This is a genomic window from Acidovorax sp. Root275 (assembly GCF_001428965.1).
Taxonomy (GTDB): domain Bacteria; phylum Pseudomonadota; class Gammaproteobacteria; order Burkholderiales; family Burkholderiaceae_C; genus Acidovorax; species Acidovorax radicis.
The window spans coordinates 139043-160977 of record NZ_LMJH01000007.1; the positions used below are offsets into that span (position 1 = coordinate 139043).

Genomic DNA, 21935 nt, shown 5'->3' on the forward strand with positions numbered 1-21935 from the left:
AGTTCCAGGACTGCCATGCAACTCGCTGAAATATCGATACGCCGACCGGTCTTTGCGACCGTGTTGTCGCTGCTGGTGCTGCTGATTGGTGCCGTGAGCTTCACGCGCCTTTCGGTGCGCGAATACCCCAAGATCGATGAGCCCGTGGTCACGGTGAGCGTGCGTTATGCAGGCGCATCGGCCGAGGTGATCGAATCGCAGGTCACCAAGCCGCTGGAGGATTCCATCGCCGGTATCGATGCGGTGGATGTGATCACCTCCATCAGCCGCGCCGAGCAGAGCCAGATCAGCGTGCGTTTTCGACTCGAAAAAGACGCGGACAACGCCGCCGCCGAGGTGCGCGACCGCACTGCACGGGTGCGCAACCGCCTGCCAGACGCAGTGGACGAGCCCGTGATCGCCAAGGTGGAGGCCGATGCCTCGCCCGTGATGTGGCTGGCCTTCAGCAGCGATACCCGCACACCGCTCGAGATCAACGACCTCATCAACCGCATCGTCAAGCCCCGGCTGCAGACGGTGACCGGTGTGGCCGATGTGCCCATCTATGGTGAGCGCAAATACGCCATGCGCGTGTGGCTCGACCCGGAACGCATGGCGGGCTACCGCCTGACTACGCAGGATGTGGAAGACGCCATCCGCCGCAACAACCTGGAGCTGCCTGCAGGCCGCATCGAGTCGCAGCAACGCGAGTTCAGCGTCACCTCACAGACCGATCTGGCGACGCCGTCACAGTTTTCCGAGGTGGTGATCCGCACCGTGAACGGCTTTCCGGTGCGCATCCGCGATGTGGCCAAGGTGGAGGAAGGGGCCGCCAGCGACCGCAGCCGGGTGCGCCTGAACGGGCGCGAGGCCATTTCGGTGGGCGTGATCCGCCAGGCCACGGCCAACCCGCTGGAACTGGCGCAGGGTGTGCGCGCCATGCTGCCCACGCTCAAGGCCGACCTGCCACCGGACATCGGCATCGACATTGCCAACGACAACTCCCTGTTCATCGACCGCTCGATCAAAAGCGTGTACAGCACCATTGCCGAGGCCGTGGTGCTGGTGGCCTTGGTGATCTTTGTGTTTTTGCGCACCTTCCGCGCGTCCATCATCCCCATCATCACCATCCCGGTGAGCCTGGTGGGCAGTTTTGCGCTGATGTCGCTGGCCGGGTTTTCCATCAATACGCTCACGCTGCTGGCGCTGGTGCTGGCCATTGGCCTGGTGGTGGACGATGCCATCGTGATGCTGGAGAACATCTACCGCCACATCGAAGAGGGGCTGGACCCATTCTCGGCCGCCATCAAAGGCGCGCGCGAAATCGGCTTTGCCATCGTGGCCATGACGCTGACGCTGGTGGCGGTGTATGCCCCGCTGGCCTTTACTCCGGGGCGCACCGGCCGGCTGTTTGTGGAGTTTGCCCTGGCATTGGCTGGTGCTGTGGTGGTGTCGGGCTTTGTGGCGCTGACCCTGTCGCCCATGATGTGTTCGCTGCTGCTCAAGCACAACCCCAAGCCCAACTGGTTCGACCGCTCGATGGAGCGCTGGCTCAACGCGCTGTCGGATGCCTATGGCCGCCTGCTGCGGTGGCTGGTCACCGCACGCTGGCGCAGCCAGGGCAGCGAACGTGGTGGTGTGCGCGGCGCCATCTTTCAGGCCCGCTGGATCGTGCTGGCCGTCATGGCCATCAGTGGCGCTGCGCTGGTGGTGGTGTACCCCAGCATGCGGCAAGAGCTTTCGCCCCTGGAAGACCGGGGCACCATCCTGGCCAGCGTGACCGCCCCCGACGGCGCCACGCTGGACTACACCAACCGCTACGCGCTGGAGCTGGAGAAAATCGGCCGCGACTACCCCGAGTTCGACCGGATCTTTGCCAACATCGGCAACCCCACCGTTGCCCAGGGCAGTGTGATTTACCGCACCGTCGATTGGGAAAAACGCAACCGCACCACCCTGGAGCTGGCGCGGGAGCTGCAGCCCAAGGTTTCGGGCCTGCCGGGCGTCAGCGCCTTTCTCATCACGCCGCCATCGCTCGGGCAGGGCTTCCGGGCGCGGCCGCTCACCTATGTGATCCAGACCTCGGACAGCTACGAAAACCTCAATGCCGTCACCAACGCTTTCATGGCCGAAATCGCGCGGAACCCCGGCATCGTGGGGCCCGACGTCGACCTGCGCCTGAACAAGCCCGAGTTGCGCATCGAGGTGAACCGGGAGCGTGCTGCGGACCTGGGGGTGAATGTGGACGTGGTGGCCAAGGCCATCGAAACCATGCTGGGGGGCCGCACCGTGACCCGCTACAAGCGCGATGCCGAGCAATACGATGTGATCGTGCAGACGGCGGCCCGGGGCCGCACCACACCCGAGAACATTGACACCATCTACGTGCGGGGCCGCAATGAATCCATGATTCCCTTGTCCAGCCTGGTCAAGGTGCGCGAGAGCGTGAGCCCGCGCGAGCTGAACCACTTCGGCCAGCGCCGCTCGGCCACCATCACGGCCAACCTGTCGCCCGAATACTCGCTGGGCGAGGCGCTGAACTTCATGGACACCACCGCCGCCAAGGTGCTCAAGCCCGGCTACACCACGGACCTGAATGGCACCTCGCGGGAGTTCAAGAGCTCGCAGGGGGCCTTGGGCATCGTCTTCGTGCTGGCCCTGGTCTTTATTTTTCTGGTGCTGGCGGCGCAGTTCGAGAGCTTCATCGACCCCCTGGTCATCATGGTCTCGGTGCCGCTGTCGATGATTGGCGCGTTGCTGGCACTCAAGTGGAGCGGCGGGTCGATCAACGTGTATTCGCAGATTGGCCTGATCACGCTGGTGGGGCTGATCACCAAACACGGCATCTTGATTGTGGAATTCACCAACCAGCTGCGCGAGCAGGGCATGGAGATGGTGGATGCGCTGGTCAAAGCCTCGGCCCAGCGCCTGCGGCCCATTCTGATGACCACGGGCGCCATGGTGCTGGGCGCCATCCCGCTGGCGCTGGCTTCGGGCGCTGGTGCCGAAACGCGCACGCAGATTGGCTGGGTGATTGTGGGCGGCATGTCGCTGGGCACGCTGCTCACCATTTTTGTCGTGCCTACCATGTACACCCTGTTCGCGCGCAAGGCGGTGCCGGGTGCCAACACGGCCGTGGCAGCCGAGGAGCCAGGGCATCCGCTGCATCCACACGATTACGTAGCCAAGTAGCCCTTGGCCCGAGCCAGAGAGCTTGGCGCAAGAAGAATGAAAAGAAGCCCCGCCGGGGCTTCTTTTCATTCAGGGCGTTGGGGGCTCAGATTGGCGCCCGGTTTGCCGGTAGCGCATCCAGCACATCCTGCAGGGTTTGTGGCCGCACCAGGCGCGCCACTTCTTTTCCGTCCTTCAAAAACACCAGCGTCGGCCACAGCTTGATGCCAAACGTGCGGCCCAGGCGCTGGCCGGGGCCGTCTTCCACCTTGATGTGTGCCACGTCTGCGCAGTCTTTCAGTGCCTGCTCAATGAGGGGCTGTGCACGTTGGCAGTGGCCACACCAGGGGGTACCGAATTCCACCACGGTGGCACCGGGCAGGCGGTCCACCTCATCGCGGGATGGGGGTTGGGCAAGGTGTCGGGCGGCGTAGGGCATAGGCGCAAGATTTCCAAACAAGTGCAAAGGAAAAACCCATTGTGCGGTGCTTCGCCTGCGCGGGGTGCCACGGGCGCGGCACCTGGGAGGGACGCCGAGCAAGGGTCGCCCCCGCAGTGAGGGCGTCGTCCCCCTGGGGGGAAGGCGCGACGCGACTCAGGGGGGGGTCAAATGACGCCGTCAAAGACCATCACATCCACCGTATCGCCCACCGCCACATTGCCCTGGCCGTGGTGCAGCACGATGAGCCCATTGGCCTGCACCATGGAACTGAGCACGCCCGAGCCCTGGTTGCCGGTGGTGCACACCTGCAGCGTGCCATCAGCGGCGGTGGTGATGGTGCCGCGCTGGTACTCGGTGCGGCCGGGTTTTTTGCGCAGGGCTTCGGTGCTTGTGGCGCGCACCAGGGGCGGGGCGGTGTGGGTGCTGCCCATCATGCGCAGCAGAGCGGGGCGCACGAAGGCGAGGAAGGTCACCATCACGGCCACGGGGTTGCCGGGCAAGCCAAACAGCACAGCGCCGCCATGGGTTTGTTTGCTATTATTTTGGTAGCTATTAACGCTTGATGGATAAGCGCTAGGGGCCATTTTTTCTTGACTTTCAATAGCGGCAATGCTCCCTATCGCCATGGGGCGACCGGGCCGCATCGCGATGCGCCAGAAGGCCACGTCGCCCAGCTTCTTCATCATCGTGCGGGTGTGGTCGGCCTCGCCCACGCTCACGCCGCCGCTGGTGATGATGGCATCGGCGCGCTGTGCGGCGTTCCGAAAGGCCGCCTCCAGCAGTGCCGGCTCATCGCGCACCACGCCCAGGTCGATCACCTCCACGCCCAGGCGGGTGAGCAGGCCGAAGACGGTGTAGCGGTTGCTGTCGTACACGGCGCCTTCGCGCGGTGGCTCGCCTAGGCTCAGGATCTCGTCGCCGGTCGAAAAATACGCCACGCGCAGACGGCGGAACACCGTCACGGAGGGCAGGCCCAGGCTGGCCACCAGGCCCAGGGCGGCAGGGCTGAGCAGCGTGCCCTGGGCCAGCGCCAGACCGCCTTCCATCAGGTCTTCGCCCTTGAAGCGGCGGTTGTCACCGGCCTTCAGTACATCGGCTGCGATGGTGATGTGGCCATCGGCTGCGGCCTTGGTGAACTCCTGCGGCACCACGGTGTCCAGGCCCGTGGGCATGATGGCGCCGGTCATGATCTTCACGCACTCGCCCGCTGCCACGGCGCCCACCCAGGCCTTGCCCGCCAGTGCCGTGCCCACTACCCGCAGTGAGAGGGGCTGCCCGGCAACGAGCTGCGCGCCCGCAAAGGCATAGCCATCCATCGCCGAGTTGTCGTGCGGGGGAACGCTGAGGGGCGAGACCACGTCCCGCGCCAGCACGCGGCCCAGGGCGTCGAAGAGGGGGAGCTCTTCGGTGGCGGTCACGGGCTCGACCAGCCGCTGCAGAAACGCGTTCACATCGGCAGCGCTCAGGGCCTGCGGGTCGTAGCCTTGCAGCTCGGCGGCAATCTGGGCAATGGTTTTCATGGATCTGTGTCGTTGGAATCAGGGATGAGTACGCGCACCATGTGCAGCTTGTCGAAGCCCACGCCGTCCACCTTGATGGCGTTGGGCAACAGGCCCCAGGCGCGGAACCCGGCCTGCTCGTACAGGTGCACGACGTGCGTGTTGGAGGCCGTCACCGTCAGCACCAACTGGGTCAGGCCAGGTACGCGGCGGGCTGCTGCCACACAGGCGGCCACCAGCTGCTGGCCAATGCCCTGGCGCTGCGCACCAGGCGACACCATCATGCCCACCAGCACTGCACAGTGGCGCTGCTTGGTGCGCTGCTCGCGTTCGCAGCCCAGGCAGCCGAGCAACTGGCCTGCGGCATCGAAGGCACCCAGGAAGAACTGGCCCGATTCCACGGTGCCAAAGCGCGCCACATACTCGCTGGCGTCGCGGCCCACCGACGATTCATAGTCCGACGTGAACGCATCCGGTGCGGTGCGCAGCGCCTCGTCGCGCAGGGCCTTGTAGGCCACGGCATCTGCGGCGACCAAGGGGCGGATCTGTACGGAACTGATAGCCGTGGGTGGGCGCGCGTTCATGGTGGTTGTGGGGCGAGTCAGGTCTGCCGGGCCTGCGAGGCGCTGGTGTTTTCCAGCGAGTGCAGCTCGGCCAGCGTATTGGCGTTGAAGAAGGCCTTGGGGTCATCGCCCGGCTGGTCAAACGCAACGATGGCGCAGGGGTGCTGGGCCGTCCAGGCATCGATCTTGCGGCCGCCGGCCTGGGTGAAGGCGACCAGGCTTTCGAGCAGGTCCACGCGCAGCAGGCAAAACACCGGCTGGGTTCGCACGGTGGCGTGGCCCGTGCCATCGTCCTCGGGCGCTGCGGCCATGGCGATGTCGGCGTCCTGGGCGTCGGCCGCAGCCGCCAGGCGCTGGGCCAGGTCCAGTGGGAACAGGGGGGTGTCGCAGGGCACCGTCAGCAGCCAGGGAGTCTCGCAACGCTCGAGCCCGGTCAGAAAGCCCGCCAGCGGACCAGCGTAGTCGGCCAGTACATCAGGCCACACGGGGGCACCAAACGCCTCGTAGGCTGCGAGGTTGCGGTTGGCATTGACCATGGTGGCGCCGGTCTGCATCTGCAGCCGCATCAGCGTGTGCAGCGCCAGAGGCAGGCCGCGAAAACTCTGAAGGCCTTTGTCGACGCCGCCCATGCGGCTGCCGCGTCCGCCTGCAAGCACGAGGCCGGTGATGTCTTGGGTTTCAATCATGGGGGGGGGGGGGGGGCGATGGGNNCGGTCAGTTGCAGGCACGAGAGGACGGCTGTGCAGGCCAGCAGGCCCAGGGACACGGGTTGCGCGAACGCCTCGTGCCCCAGGGCAAAAAACAGGCCGTGGATCGCCACGGTCAAGGCCCCCAGGCAGGGCATGAGCTTGTAGAACGCCAGGGCCGCCGGGCCTTCGCCGCGGGCGACCTGTGCCTGGGCATACAGCACCAGCGCAATGATGGGCAGGTTGAGCAGCAGGTTGACCTGGTTGCCGCCGGGGATGTGGAACAGCTCCCACTCGTGCCAGTACGCGGCATCGATCTGGTGCGTGACCAGGACGGTGGCATTGGCCAGAAACAGGGCGCGGTGCGTGGGTTGAAGGGGCATGGGGTGGGGGTGAGGAAAGGGTGAAGGCCGCAGCCACCCATGGTGCCTTAAAACAATCGGCGCCCGTACCCTGGCGCGGTGCAGGGGCTCCACAGGATCGAGATGCACGGGGGGCTGGCCCCACAGCTAGCCGCCGATATAGCTCATCTCCACCCGCCGCGCGCCGCCTTGCGTGGTGTCCGCAGGCAGGCTGCTGCGCAGTTCCGAATAGCGGTCGCTGCGCTGCTGCCAGATGGGGGCGATGGCCGAGGCAATCGCTTCGTCGCTGGCGCCGCCGCGCAGCAGGGTGCGCAGGTCGTAGCCCTCCGAGGCAAACAGGCACAGGTAGAGCTTGCCTTCCGTGGACAGGCGCGCGCGGTTGCAGTCGTGGCAAAAAGCCTGGGTCACGCTGCTGATCACGCCCACCTCGCCGAGGGCGGGGTCGTATTGGCCCTGGGCATTGGCATAGCCCCAGCGCTCGGCGGTTTCGCCGGGGCTGCTCGGGTCGAGCTGTACCAGCGGCAGCTCGGCGCGCAGCCGTTCGATCAACTCGGCCGAGGGCAGCACCTCGTCCATGCGCCAGCCGTTGGTGGCGCCAACGTCCATGTATTCAATGAACCGCAGCGTGGTGCCCGTGCCGCGAAAGTGGCGTGCCATGGGCAAGATTTCGTGGTCGTTGGTTCCCCGCTTGACCACCATGTTGACCTTGATGTGCGACAGGCCCGCCGCATGCGCGGCCTCGATGCCCGCCAGCACGTCAGCCACCGGAAAGTCCACGTCGTTCATGCGGCGAAAGATCGTGTCGTCCAGGCCATCGAGGCTCACCGTCACGCGGTTCAGGCCTGCATCCTTCAGTGCGCGGGCCTTGCGCGCCAACAACGACCCATTGGTGGTCAGCGTGAGGTCGGGCGCTTGGCCGTCCACGGTGCGCAGTTCGGCCAGCTGGGCCACCAGCGCTTCCAGGTTCTTGCGCAGCAGGGGCTCGCCGCCCGTCAGGCGGATCTTGCGCACACCATGCGCGAGGAACAGGCGCGCCAGCCGTTTGATCTCTTCAAAGCTCAGCAAGGCGCCGTGGGGCAGGTAGGGGTAGTCCTTGTCGAACACTTCCTTGGGCATGCAGTAGTTGCAGCGGAAGTTGCAGCGGTCCGTCACGCTGATGCGCAGGTCGCGCAGCGGACGGCCCCGGGTGTCGGTGAGCAGGCCCGTGGGGTCCACGGGATGCGTGGGCACCCGCGCCGCCAGAGCGGCGATGCGTTGGTCCACCAGAGGAATCACACGTTCGGCCATGGCGTGATTTTGCCGCATGGGCGCCTGCAGAGGGGGCAAGCCCCTGCGCGCGGAGTTGATCGCGGTCAAGTTTTGCGAAGGCGGTGGTATGGCCCTCCTTTGACATGGCGCAGTGCGCTTTGGATGTTGCATTGCAACAATCTGCACATCCGATTTCAAGGGGATTCCCATGTTGACGCGTGAATTTTCAGCCGATGCCACGCCATGCCAGCGCCGCGTGGCCCTTCAGTGGGTGGCGGCCGGCATTCTGCTGCCCACCTGGGCAACTTGGGCAACAGGGGCCCAGGCGCAGATGGGGTTGTCGGGGGCCATCAACTATGCGGGCTGGTTTCGCGCCCTTTCACAGCGCATGGCCAAGGCCTATTGCCAGCAGTACCTGCAGGTGCTGCCCGGTGCGGCCGTGGATGTGATGGGGTTGGCGCGCAAGATGGTGCAGACGGGCAGCGGTGAACTGGCCAAGGGCATGCAGTCAGGCCAATGGCCCGCAGACGTCGGGCGGCAGCTGGCCGAAGTGCAAAAGCAGTTTGCCCTGCTGAACCAGATGACCTCTGCGCCTGCCACCACCACGGCCTTGGTGGTGGCGGCCTCGGAGCAGGCCGACCGCACGCTGCTCATTGCGCAGGCCGTGACCGAGGCCGTCGAGAAGATGGCACAGGCACCCAGTGCCCGCCTGGTGAACCTGGCGGGCCGCCAGCGCATGCTGTCGCAGCGCCTGGCCAAGAACTACTTTTTGAGTGCTGCCAAGGTGGACTCCAAGGTGGTGCAGGCGCAACTGGCGTCAGACGCAATGGATTTCCGCCAGGCCCTGCAGACGCTGAAGGCGGCGCCCGTCTCCACCCCTTCCATCCGCAACGAGCTGGAGCTGGCCGATTCGCAGTGGCTGTTTTTTGAATCCGCACTGCGCCGCCCTGCCGATGACACGGGGCTGAACGCCGTGGCCACCACCAGCGAGCGGCTGCTGGGGGTGATGGACAAGCTCACCGGCCTGTACGACGCTGCCCTGCGCGAGGTGCTGGGCTGAGAGGCTGGGAACGGCAGGGTCACCCGATCAGCCGCCCCAGGCCCCGTGCTGCATGAAGTCCGCCAGGCGGCAATCGCGCCCGACCAGCACCAGCCGGGTGTCCAGCGCGTTGAAAAACCCCGGGGGTGGTGGAAGCGGTAGCTGCTGGACGCGTTTGTGGGTGTCGATGCGCGCCGCCGCCAGTTCGTAGTCGCGGGCCAGGGCCATCCACAGGCCATGGGCGCCGGCCGACTGGCGTGCGCCTGTTATCAGGCTCCTCCCCGAGTCCAGCCACCAGCGGTAGATGGCGGATGCAATGCCCATGCGGCGGTAGCCGTCCACCACCTTGGCGTGGGGGGCGCGCAGGTGGCGGTCGGTGTGGCGGTCCACCTCGACCAGCCGGTTGAACACGGTGTACGCCACGATGCGGTTGCGCAGCGGGTCGATGGCATACACAAAATATTCGCCGTCGGCCTCGCGCAGGCGGAACTCCAGCCCGGGCAGGGGCAGGGCCAGCGGGCGCATTGCATCGCGGGTGCGAGGGTTGGTGCGGATGCGGTCGTACAGGGCGTCAAACTCGCGCTGGATATCGCGGCCCGACAGGTCCACGTCGATGCGCAGTTCGGTCAGCAGGTGGCCCACCGCCCCCAGCCGGCCCAGCCAGCCGCCTGCGGACGGGGTACCGGAGGCTATGCGGGGCGCGAGGGGCAGGGCGCTGACTCCGGGCATCATGGCGCTTCCCCATGGCCCTCGGTCCAGCAGCCGCTCAACAACCGCGCTGGCCGTTCGCGGGCGCATACCCTGGCACTGTTCGGCCAGTCCGGCAGGGGCACCACCAGGCCCGCATACACGCCATAGGCCTCACCCGCTGCAATGGTCTCGCCCGCCCACAGGCTTTCACCCGCGCGGATGGCCCCTCCGGCGTGGATGTGCCCACCCGCATGCACGCCCCAGCCCACCTGCAGGTGGCTCTGGCAGTCCACGTCGCCCGCCACCAGGAGTCCACGCACGGCGTGCACGGAGGCACCGCCTAGCAGGTGGCCGCCCACCTTGATGCCGCTGCCGCAGTCCAGATCGGCGGTGACTCGCAGGTCCTGACCTACCGTACATGGGCCGCCGATGTGGGCCGAGGTGCCGCAATCGAGCTCACCGCCCACCCGCAGGCTGCCCGTGCATTGCAGGCGCTGCGCGACCACCAGGGACCCGCCCACGCGCGCATCGCCGTGCAACCGCACGCTGCCATCGCAGCGCAGCGCGCCCGAGACGCGCAGGTCTTCCCCAACCCGCAGTGCGCCGCCGACCCGCAGGCCGCCCCGCACGCTCAGGCTGCGGCCCGTGCGCAGCACACCATCCACATCGGCGCTGCCCCCGCACCGCACGCTGCCGGCAAACACCAGCGCATCGGCCCCCAGATGCTCCACCTCCAGTACATCGTTGGTGGGGCCGAACTGGTCGAGCATCCAGCAGGCGTCTTCCACGCGGCCTTCGCGCACCAGGTCGTCCAGCAGGGCCTGGTAGTTGCTGGCGCCCTCCTGGCGGCGCAGGTACCAGCGGTAGCCGTCGGCGCAGGGCCGCTTGGCACGGATGAACTGGCGGGTGATGTCGGTGGCGACGGCCGTGTTGGCGATTGCCTCATCGGCGGGAAGGCTGAGCGCAGGGGCGCACGGGGCGAGCGAAATCTCGCCCGAAGGAAACGGGGGCATGGACACTCCTGACGTTCGCGCCCTGGCTGCTACCAAGGCGCAAGCTGGCGCTGGGCGAGGGGCCCGGCGACAGGAGGTGCGCGAAAAGAATGCGGAGGGAGGGGTGTCGCCGGGCTCAGGAATCTGCAGCGAGCGTGCAGACTTGGCGGTCACCGGCCTGGAGCGTGGCCTGCGAGCGCGCGGCACGGCGCAGCGGCGCGGTCGCGCTGGCGGCTGTGTCGTGGGAGTGGCTCGCAAACATCGGCGGCACTATAGGCAGCGGCTTCAAGACCGTCAAATCAATCCGCACTGCCTTGGTGCGGATTGGGCGCGCGCAAACGCAAGTGATAGTGGCTTGCGAGCGCGCTTGGAGCCTTTACACGCAGCGTCCGCCATCCACCTCGATGCACACGCCACTGATGAAGGATGCCTCGTCACTGGCGAGGTACAGCGCTGCGTTGGCCACGTCCAGCGCGGTAGAGAAGCGGCCCAGCGGAATGGTGGCCAAAAACTTGGCGCGGCGGGCCTCGTCCACGGGGCCACCCGCGAACTCGGCGGCCAGGCCCGTGTCGGGGTTGAACACGGGGTTGATGCAGTTCACGCGGATGTTGTCGGGGCCCAGCTCGGCCGCCATGGACTTGCTGGTGATGATGACGGCGCCCTTGGAGCCGTTGTACCAGGTCAGCCCCGGGCGGGGCCGCAGGCCGGCGGTGGAGGCGATGTTGATGATGCTGCCGCCGCCCGCCTGGCGCAGCGCGGGCACGGCGTGGATGGCCGACAGGTAGATGCTCTTCATGTTGATCGCATAGACCTTGTCGAACTCGTCTTCGCTCACCTCGAGCATGGGGCGGTTGCGGTGCGTCCAGCCGGCGTTGTTGACCACCACATCGAGCTGGCCATACAGGCGCACGGCTTCATCGACCAGGGCCTTGACCTCGGCGGACTTGGTCACGTCGGCCTTGAAGAAGGCCGCCGTGCCGCCCGCTGCCGTGATCTCGGCCACCACGCGCTGGCCACCGACCTCGTTGATGTCGTTGACGATGACCTTGCCGCCCTCGGCGGCCAGGCGCTTGGCAATGCCTTCGCCAATGCCGTTGCCGGCGCCGGTGACGATGATGGATTTGTTCTGTACGCGCATGGGCTCTCCGATGGGTTTGTTGGGGGTATCAAATTTGATAGCTGCTAGCGCTTGTCTATAAAGCGCTAGAGGCAGATTTGACGGATATCTCGGGGGTGGGTGACTGCGGGGAGGTGTCTGCGGCCACGGCGGCAGGCGCCTGCGGCACCCCGCCATAGAACTGCGGAAAGTATTCCTTCACGCCGCTGCCGTTGAAGTCCCATCCCGTGCACTGGCCCAGGTGGCGTGGCGGTTCGTCGGGGTTGCTGGACGAAAAAACGGCGGGCACCGACTGAAAGGCCGCCGTGGCCAGGTTGAACAGCAACTCGCGCAGATGGGTGCAACTGGCCACGCCGCCCAGGTGTTTTTGAATCGCCTGGCGCCAGCCGCGTGCCATGCTGCAGCCCACCATCTGCTGCAGCGCGGCCTGGGCTTCGGTACAGCCTTTAAGCGGGTGCGAATCCATGGCCACATCGATGGCCTGCACCACCAACTGGCGGTTGACCGTGACGCGCAGCCACATGTGGTGGATCGCCTCGCCCGCCAGACGCTGTTGGGTTGCGTCGCGGAAGGAGGGCGCGTCGTAGGCCTTGCTGTCGTGCAGCTCGCCTTCGATGTCCCACAGGCCATCGTTGCGTTCAAAGCCCTGGTAGTTCACCCGGCGGACGTGCTTCAAGGTGCGGGGGGCGGGAGGGCTCAGGGGCATGGGGAAAAGCGTCGTGCAAAAAGGCAAAGGTTAGCGGTGCACAGCCGAGCCGTCGCGCGCGGGCGCGACAGACGCTGCCGTTGCGCCATCAACCGTACTTGATGGCGACTGTCTTGAGGGTGGTAAAGCCGTACAGCGCCTCAAAACCCTTTTCGCGCCCGTAGCCGCTGGACTTGACGCCGCCAAACGGCAGCTCTACACCACCGGCAGCGCCATAGTTGTTGATGAACACCTGGCCGCTGTGCACGCGCTTGGCCATGCGGAACTGGCGGGCGCCGTCGCGCGTCCAGATGCCGGCCACCAGGCCGAACTGCGTGGCGTTGGCCTGCTCCACGGCGTGGTCTTCGTCCTGAAAGGCCATGGCGCACAGCACGGGCCCAAACACTTCTTCCTGCGCCAGGCGGTGGCCCACGGGCACATCGCGCAGCAGGGTGGGGGCCTGGTAGTAGCCGGTCTCGGGGGCTTCGTCCACCACCACGCCCTGGGCCACCATGGGGATGCCGGCCACCTGGGCGTCCGACAGGAAGTCCCACACGCGCTGTTGCTGGGTCTGGCGGATCAGCGGGCCGACATCGAGGTCCATGGCGGCGGGGCCCACGCGCAGCTTTTCAAACGCCTTGCCCAGGCGTTCGAGCAGTGGTTCATAAATCAGCGAATCGATCAGCACGCGTGAGCCCGCCGAGCAGGTCTGCCCGGCGTTCTGCACGATGGCGTTGATGACCATGGGGATGGCGGCATCGAGGTCCGCATCGGCAAAGATGATCTGCGGGCTCTTGCCGCCCAGCTCCAGCGTCACGGGGCAGTGGCGCTCGGCGGCCACCTGCTGGATCAGCGTGCCGATCTTGGGGCTGCCGGTGAAGCTGATGTGGTCGATGCCGGGGTGGCGCGCCAGTGCGTCGCCCACCTCGTGGCCGTAGCCGGTGACGATGTTCAGCGCGCCGGACGGAAAGCCCACCTCGGCCGCCAGTTGCGCCACGCGGATCAACGACAGGCAGGCGTCTTCGGCCGGCTTGACCACGCACACGTTGCCCGCCGCCAGCGCGCCGCCCACGCTGCGGCCGAAGATCTGCATGGGATAGTTCCAGGGGATCACATGGCCCGTGACGCCATGGGGTTCGCGCCAGGTCAGCACGCTGTAGCCATCGGGGTAGGGGATGGTCTCGCCGTGGAACTTGTCGCACGCGCCGGCATAGAACTCGAAGTAGCGCGCCAGCGCAATCGCATCGGCGCGTGCCTGCTTGGTGGGCTTGCCGCAGTCGCGCTGTTCCAGCGCGGTCAGCTCGTCGGCATGCTCCAGGATCTTGGCCGAGAGCTTTTGCAGCAGGCGGCCCCGGTCCACGGGCGCCATCTTTTGCCACACCGCGTGGTAGCACTGGCGCGCCGCATGCACCGCCGCATCGATGTCGTCGGCGTTGCTGCGCTGGATCTCGTCGAAGGGCTGGCCGTCGGACGGGTCGATCATGGCAATCGTGCGGCCCGAGGCGGACGGAACCGAGGCGTTGGCGATGTAGTTCAGTTGCATGGTCATCATTTTGCCCGGAAATGGAATGTGTGCTTATTATTTGAGTAAAAAATGCCTCTGGCGCTTGTTGGTAAAGCGCTAGCAGCTACATAGTTGATAGCAATTCAATAGCAGGTGGCGCGCAGCGCTGCCAGGTCCAGGATCTCCACCTCGCCGCGCTGCACGCGCACCAGGTGGCGCGATTCCAGGTCTTTGAGGATCTGGTTGGTGGTTTGGCGCGAGATGGCCAGCATCAGCGACAACTGCTCTTGCGAGATGCCAATCACGCGGCGCGACTGGCCCTCGGCCGTCCACTGGCCATAGCCCTCGGCCATCGTCACCAGGCGCCGCGCCAGGCGCTGCGGCGCGGGCAGTAGCGCCAGCTCTTCCATGGCCACAAACGCCGAACGCAGCTTGTCGGTGAGCAGCAGGGCCAGCGCATGCCAGTGCTGCGGGTGGGCCTGCAGCCAGTGCTGAAGCCGCTCGTGCGGGATGTGCACCAGCGTGGTCGGCTCGGTGGCCTGCGCGTCGTGGGTGCGTGCGGAGTTGTCGAACACCGAGATCTCGCCAAACCATTGCGGCGGCTCCAGGCGGATCAGCAGCGCGGCCCGTGCCTCGTCGGCCCGGCCCCCGGTGCCCGAGATGCTGACCGCGCCGCGCACCACCGCGTACAGCCCGCACGGCGCATCGCCGCGCAGGAACAGCACTTCGCCTGTCTGCAGATGGCGCAGCTGTGCCATGGCCAGCAGCGGCTGGGAAAAGTCGGGTGGCAGGTGGGCAAACCAGCGTCCGGACTGGAGCACGGGCAGATAGGCGGCAGGGTCGGTCATGCGGGAAAGAAGGGGCGCAAACAACAAAGGGAGCGGCGAGGGAAGTCCGCCAGCGTGTGTACGGGAAGGGTCTTGGGCTTGCGGGCTTTGACTTTCTTTTGTCGTGTGTCCGACAGACGCAGGCGCCGTCGCAGGGCGACCATTGATCCTGCTCAAAACAATACCAGGAGACACCCATGAAAACCCTGATCGACCACCTGGCCCAGTACGCCGATTACCACCGCGACCCGCGCAACATCCACACCCACTTTGTGGGCGTGCCCATGATCATGTTGGCCGTGGTCATCCTGCTGTCGCGTCCCACGTGGATGGTGGGCGAGTTGCCGCTGAGCCCGGCGCTGTTTGGCGCGGTGGCCAGCTGTGTTTTTTACTTCCGGCTGGATGCGCGTTTTGGCCTGGTGATGGCGGCGCTGCTGGCCGCCATGCTGGCAGGCGGCCAATGGGTGGCAATGCAAAGCCTGGCGGTGTGGCTGGCCACGGGCATCGGGCTGTTTGCCGTGGGCTGGGTGATTCAGTTCGTGGGCCACTACTACGAAGGGCGCAAGCCCGCGTTTGTGGACGACCTGGTGGGCCTGATCGTCGGCCCGCTGTTTGTGGTGGCCGAGTGGGCCTTTGCGCTGGGTTTGCGCAAGGAAGTGCAGGCGGCGATTGAGCAGCGCAGCGGCCCGGTGCGGCTGCGCACCAGCCAGGCAGCCGCGTAAGCCAGGCCGGTTTCCCTTCACCGTGTTCCCTTGTTGTCAGGGTGGATCTGCCCTGCCAGACCCATGGCATCTCAGCGGTGCCATGGGTTTTGTCGTTTTGGTTTCTGCATGAATGGAGCGCGGCAGCCGTCTGACCGTGTGTGACCCATGAGCTTTGTTTCCGTACTTCCCACCTTGTTGTTCATCGCCCTGGGGCTGGTCATGTTCGGCCTGGGTCTTTCTCTCACGGTGGGGGATTTCAAGCGCCTCATGCACCACCCACGTGCCGTGGTGCTGGCCCTGTTGCTGCAGGTGCTGGTGTTGCCTGCGGCGTGCTATGCCCTCATCGTGCTGCTGGGTGTGGCGCCACTCTACGCGGTGGGGCTGATGCTGCTGGCTGCATCACCGGGCGGTGTGTCGGCCAATCTGTTCAGCCATCTGTTTGGCGGCAACGTGGCGATGAACATTTCGCTCACCGCCATCAACACCGTGTTGTCCATCGTGAGCCTGCCGGTCATCACCAACTGGGCCATCAACACCTTTGCCCATACCGGCCAGGTGGTGCCGCTGCAGTTTGGCAAGGTGGTCGAGGTGATCATCATCGTGCTGGTGCCCGTGGTGCTGGGCATGGCGGTGCACCGGCGCGCGCCGGCTTTCAGCGCGCGCATGGAAAAGCCCATGAAGATCTTCAGCGCCGTGGTGCTGGCCGCGTTTGCGCTGATTGCGATTGCCAAGGAATGGACAGCGCTGGTCGAATCCTTCGCGGTCATCGGTCCGGCCGTGTTGCTGTTCAACGCCATCAGCCTCGCGTCGGGCTACTACCTTTCGCGCGCGGCGGGGCTGGATAAATCGATGGCCACGGCCATCAGCTTTGAGATCGGCATCCACAACTCCACGTTGGCGATTTTTATCGCGCTGTCGGTGCTGGGCAATTTCCAGCTGGCACTGCCTGCGGCGATCTACTCGGTCAGCATGTACGTCCTGGCCACGCTGTTTGGCACGCTGGTGCTGCGGCGGCAGGCCAAGGCCCTTGTGAGGGCGGTGCCATAGTGCGGACGGTGTTCAAGAGGGCACTGCTGGCGGTGCTGGCCCTGCTGCTGTTGGCGCTGGCTGCGATCTGGTGGGCGCTGCAGCAGCATCCATCGCTCGCACCTTACGCGGACCTGCATTGGAAGGCTCCCGTTGGCAGTGGGCCGCCGGCGCCGCTGAAGGTGACTTTCCTCGGGGTCTCCACCGTGCTGCTGGACGATGGAGAAACGGCCTTGCTCACCGACGGCTTTTTCTCGCGCCCCGGCAAGCTGCAGACCTTCCTTGGCAAGGTGGAGCCCGACCTGCAGGCCATCGCCCAGGGCCTGGAGCGTGCCGGGCTTACCGGCAAGAACGGCAGGCTCGCAGCGGTGATCCCCGTGCATTCGCACTATGACCATGCCATGGATGCCCCAGAGGTCGCACGGCGCACGGGTGCGTTGCTGCTGGGCTCGCCGTCCACGGCCAACGTGGGCCGGGGCGCGGGGTTGCCCGAGGCGCAGATCCACACCGCGAAGCTGGGGGAGCCCCTGCGTTTTGGACGCTTTACCGCCACGCTGTACCCCAGCCGGCATGCGCCCACCGGCTTCACCGGCGGCGAGATCACGGAGCCCTTGCACCCGCCCGTGCGTGCCAGCGACTACAAGGAAGGCCAAAGCTATGCGCTGCACATCGAACATGGGGGCAAGACCTTGCTCATCGTGGGCAGCGCGGGCTTTGAGCCCGGGGCCCTGCGGGGCGTGCACGCCGACGTGGTGATGCAGGGCATCGGTGCCCTGGGTCCGCGGCCCGAGAGCTACCGCGATGCGCTGTGGACCGAGGTGATCGCTGCCGTGGGTGCCCGGCGCGTCATCCCCATCCACTGGGACGACTTCTGGCAGCCGCCCGGCCAACCCATGCAGCCCATGCCGCCGCCGCTCGACGACTTTGATGCGTCCATGGCCTACCTGCGCGCTCGCGGGAGCCGCGAGGGGGTGGACGTGCGGTTGCCGCTGGAATGGCTGCCGATGGATGTGTGGGCCGGGTTGGCGCAGAGCCGTTAAAGGCAAGTCCCTACCGATCTTGGCGGCTCACTGCGCGCCAACCGGCACGTACTGCTCGCTGTGCTCGGCCAGCCAGCGCTGCGAGAGATCGGTTCCGTGCTGGCTGGGATGGAAGTCGCGCCGCAGGTACTCGCGCCAAGGGCGCCATGTCTCCCGCACCAGCCCCCCTTTGCCAAACAGCGTGCGTGCGGCGCTGGACCAGGTGCGCCAGTGCCACAGCGTGCCATCGCGGCGCAGGTTGCCCACCGTCTGGCGCAGCACATCGCCCACAAACACCATGGTGATGCGGCGAAACCAGGTGATGCGCCACTCGTGATTGCCGCCGAGGGCCTGGTAAATGTCTAAGGCCGTGTTCTTGTGCTCGGACTCTTCGGCGCAATGCCATTGCCACATGGTGGCCAGGCGCGGCTCCGCCCCCCGCAGGGTCTCGGGGTGGGCCAGCAGCCATTCAGCCAGCAGGGCGGTGAAGTGCTCGTTGGCAGCCGTCACGGCCAGGGGGTGGCGGGGGTCGGCTCCGGCGAAAAGCTGCATGCGTTCCTGCGCGCGGGATGCCCATTCGTTGACCAGGCCCTGCTTTTCGAGGTGCCCATTGAACAGCGCATGGATGCGGCGGTGGGTAGCCTCTTGTCCGATGAAGCCCCGGACCTCGTCAGCGAACTGCGCGTGTTGCTCGGGCGGCATGGCCTTGTGCCCGCCCTTCACCGCGTCGATGAAGAATTGTTCGCCCACCGGAAAACTCATCGACAGCGCATTGAAGAACGCCGTGCGAAACGCATCGCCACCGCACCAGTGGCGGTCAAAGGGCGTTTCCAGATCAATGAGCAGGCGTCGCACGACGAGTTCGGTCATGAGAAAGGGTCTCCGGGAGCACAGTGAAAAGAGGAAGTCTTGGGCTGTTGGTACTTCGTGGTACCGATGGCTGGAATCATGGGGTGTGTATGTGGTACTGTCAAGTACCTGGCATCAACGAGGGAATCCGCAAGCCATGACTGCCGTGCAAGAAACCACCCGAGCAGGCGCCGCAGTGGGCGCCGAGCACCGCGCCCGCCTGCTGGAGGGCATGGCCCGCGCCGTGGCGGCCAAAGGCTATGCCGACACCACCATTGCCGACATCGTGCGCGAGGCCAGCGTGTCGCGCCGCACCTTCTACGAGAACTTTGCCGACAAGGCCGAATGCCTCACGGCGCTGTACGAATCCGCCAGCGGTAACGCACTGGCGGTGCTGCGCGGCGCCATCGACCGCCAAAGCGACTGGCAGGCACAGCTGGAGCAGGCACTTTCGGCGTATTTCGGTGCACTGGCCTGCAACCCGGTCTTGCTGCGCACCCTGTTCATTGAAATCCTGGGCCTGGGCATGCCCGGCCTGGCCGCGCGGAGGCGGGTCAATCAGCAGTTGGTGGACCTGATGCTGGAAGTGATCAACCAGCGCACTGGCGAGAGCCGGGGGGCTCCTTTGCATCCCGCGATGGCCGTGGCGGTGGTGGGAGGCATCAATGAAATGGTGCTGCAGTCCATCGAGCAGGGTCGGGCTGGGGCCCTGCAGGAGCTTGTAGCGCCGTCTGCGGCGCTGCTTCGGGCCGCGATTTCTGCAGATTTCTAAGGGGGTGTGGCTGCGACACGGAGCCAGCGTTTGCAGCCCTGTAACACGGCCACCGTGGCCCACCCGGCACCCAGTGCGGCCAGCCACTGCAGCACTGACAGCGGCGCAAATTTGAACGGTGCAGCCAGCCATGGCACCGTGGTGACAGCTGCCAGCCCCGCCAGCGTGCCACCCAGCACCCAAAGGCTGACGGGCGTGAGGCCTGCCCACAGGCTGCGCCAGCTGGTTTGGCTGCTGCGGCTGGGCAGGATGAGTGCGGCGTTGGCCGCCACCAGCACCACAAACGCGGCCGTGCTGGCGGTGGCGGCATGTGCCGCCTGGCCCAGCAGCCAGGCATACAGACCCACCACGGCTGCTGTCACCACGCTGCCCTGCAGCAGGCTCAGCAGGATGTGGCGGGATGACAGCAGAGGCTCGTTCGCCTCGCGCGGCGGCTGCTGCATGAGGTCGGCAGCGCCTTCCTCGGCCTCGAAAACGATCGAGCAGGCCGGGTCGATGACCAGCTCCAGAAACGCAATGTGCAGCGGTGCCAGCACCAGCGGCAGCCCGAACAGCACTGGCAGCAGCGCCAGCCCAATGATGGGCACGTGCACTGCCAGTGTGTAGACCATGGCCTGGCGCAGGTTGGCAAAGGTCTGCCGCCCCCGGTGAATCGCCAGCACGATGGCCGCGAAGTCGTCGTGCAGCAGCACCAGGGCTGCGGCCTCGCGCGCCACATCGGTGCCGCGCTGGCCCATGGCGATGCCGATGTGTGCCGCCTTGAGGGCGGGGGCGTCGTTCACACCATCGCCCGTCATGGCCACCACCTCGCCCTGGGCCTTGAGGGCTTCCACCAGCGCCAGCTTCTGGTGCGGCTTGATGCGCGCAAACACGCTGACCTGCCGGACTTGCTCGGCCAGCACCTGCGGTGGCATGTGGGCCAGCTCGTCGCCGGTGATTACGCGGTCGTTGGCGATGCCCGCCTGGGCTGCAATGGCGCGCGCGGTGCGGGGGTGGTCGCCAGTGATCATCACCACGCGGATGCCCGCCTGGCGGCACTGCGCAACGGCCTGGGGCACCTCGGGGCGCAGTGGGTCGGCCAGGGCCACCAGGCCCAGCCATTCAAAGTCAAAGTCGTGCTGGGCGTCGGGCCAGGTGTCTTGTGTGTGGTGCCGTGCCTTGGCCATGCCCAGCACCCGCAGGCCCCGGTCGGCCAGGCGCGCGGCCTGGGCGCTGACGGCGGCGCGTTCGGCGTCGGGCAGGTGGCAGAGGTCGGCCACGGCTTCGGGCGCGCCCTTGGTGGCTACCGTGTCGTGCGCCGAGATGCCGTCGCGCCACAGGTGGCTCATGGCCAGCAATTGGGGCGAGAGCTCGTATTCGCGTGCCAGCGACCATGCGGGGTGCAGGTGCTCGGTGTCCACCAGGTGGTCCGCAGCCATGCGGTGAAAGGCCTGCTCCATGGGGTCGTGCGGTTCGATCTCGCTGGCCAGCACGGCGTATTCGAGCAGCTCGTGGAAGGCATCGGGCAGCGCGCTGCCGTCGGCTGCGGCAGGCAGGTGTTGCACATCCAGCTCCTGGCCTGCAATGCAGAGCGCCGCCACCGCCATGCGGTTTTGGGTGAGCGTGCCGGTCTTGTCCACGCACAGCACCGTGGTCTGCCCCAGCGTTTCGATGGCGTTGAGCCGCCGCGTGAGCACCTGCTGTGCCGCCAGCCGCCGCGCGGCCAGGGCCAGGAGGACGATCATGATGACTGGCAGCTCTTGCGGCAGGATGCCCATGGCCAGCGTGATGCCAGCCAGCACGGCCTGCAGTGCATCACCCCGCAGCGCCCAGAACAGGCACACCAGCAGTGCGCAGAGCGACAGGCCGATGACCACCAGCTTGCGGGTCAGCCGGGTCATCTCGTCGCGCAAGGGCGAGGCCTGCAGCGCAATGGTGTCGAGCGACTGGCCAATGCGGCCCAGTTCGGTGTGGCGTCCCACGCCAGTCACCCGCAGCAGGCCCTGGCCACCGACCACCAGCGTGCCTGCAAACACCTTGTCGGCAGGTTGTTTGGCCACGGGCTCGGATTCGCCGGTCAGCATCGACTCGTTGGCGGCCAGCTCGTGGGCTTGCAGCAGCGTGCCGTCGGCCGGTATGCGGTCGCCCTCGGCAATCATCAGCAGGTCTTCGCGCACCACCTCGCGGCCCGCAATGCGCACCAGGGTGCCGCCGCGCAACGCCAGCGCGCGGGGGCTGGAGAGGTCGCGCAGGGCATTCAGCGCGTTGTCGGTGCGGCGCTCCTGCAGCACCGTGATCGCCATGATGATGACCACAAAGCCCAGCAGGATCAGCGCCTCGTGCGCATCCCCCATCGCGAGGTAGATGGCGCCTGCGCCCAGCAACAGCAGGAACATGGGCTCCGTGACCACGTCCCAGGCCATGTCGCGCAGCGTGCGGCGCTGGCTGATGCCCAGTTCGTTGGGGCCTTCCTCGCGCAGGCGCTGGGCGGCAACGGCTGGGTCGAGGCCGGTAGTGGAGTCGGTAGTGGGCATGTGGACCGTGAAGCTGCGTTGCAAGGAGGGTCGCAACGGTGCAACCGTTATACCGCGCGCTGGTGTCTGCAGCCCTGATGCAGCGCAGTGGGCCGCACCCGGGGTCCTTTCCTTAGAACCTGTTCAATGTCTTTTTGGAGATTGCATTGGAGTGCAATCGGGATGAGTGGATGCTTCGGATGCGCCGCATGGGCTCGTGCCCATGCAAGCAGCAGAGGCGCCCAATCGCCCGATTTCACTCCAACCCT

At 66.4% G+C, this 21935-nt stretch carries 19 protein-coding genes and 1 pseudogene; 6 read left to right on the top strand and 14 right to left on the bottom strand.

The genetic code is table 11. The annotated features are described in order from the left end of the window. The first annotated feature begins 15 nt into the window (after positions 1-15). Positions 16-3171, top strand: a complete 3156-nt coding sequence (locus ASE52_RS09985) for an efflux RND transporter permease subunit (RefSeq protein WP_057225777.1) — start codon at positions 16-18, stop codon at positions 3169-3171. Positions 3172-3256: 85 nt separating this feature from the next. Here the strand turns inward: ASE52_RS09985 and ASE52_RS09990 are convergent, their stop codons facing one another. The 6 genes and pseudogenes from ASE52_RS09990 to moaA form a co-directional block, all read right to left on the bottom strand. After that, positions 3257-3589: a thioredoxin family protein gene (locus tag ASE52_RS09990; protein WP_057225779.1), complete on the bottom strand. Its 333-nt coding sequence runs from the start codon at positions 3587-3589 to the stop codon at positions 3257-3259. A gap of 167 nt (positions 3590-3756) precedes the next feature. Then, positions 3757-5112, bottom strand: a complete 1356-nt coding sequence (gene glp / locus ASE52_RS09995; protein WP_057225781.1) for a gephyrin-like molybdotransferase Glp — start codon at positions 5110-5112, stop codon at positions 3757-3759. After that, positions 5109-5675: a GNAT family N-acetyltransferase gene (locus ASE52_RS10000; protein ID WP_057225783.1), complete on the bottom strand. Its 567-nt coding sequence runs from the start codon at positions 5673-5675 to the stop codon at positions 5109-5111. Before ASE52_RS10000 ends, glp begins: the two co-directional genes overlap by 4 nt. Positions 5676-5692: 17 nt before the next feature. Further along, a complete protein-coding gene (gene mobA, locus ASE52_RS10005) occupies positions 5693-6340 on the bottom strand; it encodes a molybdenum cofactor guanylyltransferase MobA (RefSeq protein ID WP_057225785.1) in 648 nt (215 codons plus the stop codon). 25 nt (positions 6341-6365) lie between these two features. Next, a pseudogene (locus ASE52_RS26460) lies at positions 6366-6723 on the bottom strand (DUF6713 family protein); the annotation flags it as partial. Between the two features lie 126 nt (positions 6724-6849). Next, positions 6850-7989 (bottom strand): GTP 3',8-cyclase MoaA, encoded by a 1140-nt coding sequence (moaA, locus tag ASE52_RS10015; protein WP_057225851.1) that lies wholly within the window; start codon positions 7987-7989, stop codon positions 6850-6852. A 169-nt stretch (positions 7990-8158) separates the two neighbouring features. Between moaA and ASE52_RS10020 the strand changes: the two genes are divergently transcribed. Beyond that, the gene (locus ASE52_RS10020) at positions 8159-9010 is read left to right on the top strand and encodes a type IV pili methyl-accepting chemotaxis transducer N-terminal domain-containing protein (RefSeq protein ID WP_057225790.1); all 852 of its coding nucleotides are present in this window, start codon (positions 8159-8161) and stop codon (positions 9008-9010) included. A gap of 27 nt (positions 9011-9037) precedes the next feature. Here the strand turns inward: ASE52_RS10020 and ASE52_RS10025 are convergent, their stop codons facing one another. The 6 genes from ASE52_RS10025 to ASE52_RS10050 form a co-directional block, all read right to left on the bottom strand. Further along, positions 9038-9721 (bottom strand): hypothetical protein, encoded by a 684-nt coding sequence (locus ASE52_RS10025; protein ID WP_057225792.1) that lies wholly within the window; start codon positions 9719-9721, stop codon positions 9038-9040. Next, on the bottom strand, positions 9718-10692 hold the full coding sequence (locus ASE52_RS10030) for a polymer-forming cytoskeletal protein (RefSeq protein WP_082606833.1): 975 nt from the start codon (positions 10690-10692) through the stop codon (positions 9718-9720). Before ASE52_RS10030 ends, ASE52_RS10025 begins: the two co-directional genes overlap by 4 nt. Positions 10693-11047: 355 nt before the next feature. Further along, complete coding sequence (locus ASE52_RS10035) at positions 11048-11809, bottom strand: SDR family oxidoreductase (RefSeq protein WP_057225795.1); 762 nt, start codon at positions 11807-11809, stop codon at positions 11048-11050. A gap of 55 nt (positions 11810-11864) precedes the next feature. After that, a complete protein-coding gene (locus tag ASE52_RS10040; protein ID WP_057225797.1) occupies positions 11865-12494 on the bottom strand; it encodes a DUF2889 domain-containing protein in 630 nt (209 codons plus the stop codon). An 88-nt stretch (positions 12495-12582) separates the two neighbouring features. Next, positions 12583-14016, bottom strand: coding sequence for an aldehyde dehydrogenase family protein (locus ASE52_RS10045; RefSeq protein WP_057225855.1), 1434 nt, complete (start codon positions 14014-14016; stop codon positions 12583-12585). Positions 14017-14120: 104 nt separating this feature from the next. Further along, positions 14121-14825 (bottom strand): Crp/Fnr family transcriptional regulator, encoded by a 705-nt coding sequence (locus ASE52_RS10050; RefSeq protein ID WP_057225799.1) that lies wholly within the window; start codon positions 14823-14825, stop codon positions 14121-14123. A 176-nt stretch (positions 14826-15001) separates the two neighbouring features. Between ASE52_RS10050 and ASE52_RS10055 the strand changes: the two genes are divergently transcribed. The 3 genes from ASE52_RS10055 to ASE52_RS10065 all read left to right on the top strand — a co-directional run bounded on the left by ASE52_RS10055 (position 15002) and on the right by ASE52_RS10065 (position 17574). Next, complete coding sequence (locus ASE52_RS10055; RefSeq protein WP_057225801.1) at positions 15002-15526, top strand: Mpo1-like protein; 525 nt, start codon at positions 15002-15004, stop codon at positions 15524-15526. 147 nt (positions 15527-15673) lie between these two features. After that, on the top strand, positions 15674-16555 hold the full coding sequence (locus ASE52_RS10060; protein WP_057225803.1) for a bile acid:sodium symporter family protein: 882 nt from the start codon (positions 15674-15676) through the stop codon (positions 16553-16555). An 8-nt stretch (positions 16556-16563) separates the two neighbouring features. Further along, entirely contained in the window at positions 16564-17574 is a 1011-nt protein-coding gene (locus ASE52_RS10065) for an MBL fold metallo-hydrolase (RefSeq protein WP_158004152.1), read from the top strand. A gap of 27 nt (positions 17575-17601) precedes the next feature. Here ASE52_RS10065 and ASE52_RS10070 read toward each other — a convergent pair whose 3' ends face one another. Then, positions 17602-18423, bottom strand: a complete 822-nt coding sequence (locus tag ASE52_RS10070) for a metal-dependent hydrolase (protein WP_057225807.1) — start codon at positions 18421-18423, stop codon at positions 17602-17604. Positions 18424-18559: 136 nt separating this feature from the next. Here ASE52_RS10070 and ASE52_RS10075 point away from each other — a divergent pair, with 136 nt between their 5' ends. Continuing rightward, on the top strand, positions 18560-19174 hold the full coding sequence (locus ASE52_RS10075) for a TetR/AcrR family transcriptional regulator (RefSeq protein WP_057225809.1): 615 nt from the start codon (positions 18560-18562) through the stop codon (positions 19172-19174). Here the strand turns inward: ASE52_RS10075 and ASE52_RS10080 are convergent. Then, positions 19171-21687: a cation-translocating P-type ATPase gene (locus tag ASE52_RS10080; RefSeq protein ID WP_057225811.1), complete on the bottom strand. Its 2517-nt coding sequence runs from the start codon at positions 21685-21687 to the stop codon at positions 19171-19173. The two genes, ASE52_RS10075 and ASE52_RS10080, sit on opposite strands and share 4 nt — an antisense overlap. Between the last annotated feature and the right edge of the window lie 248 nt (positions 21688-21935).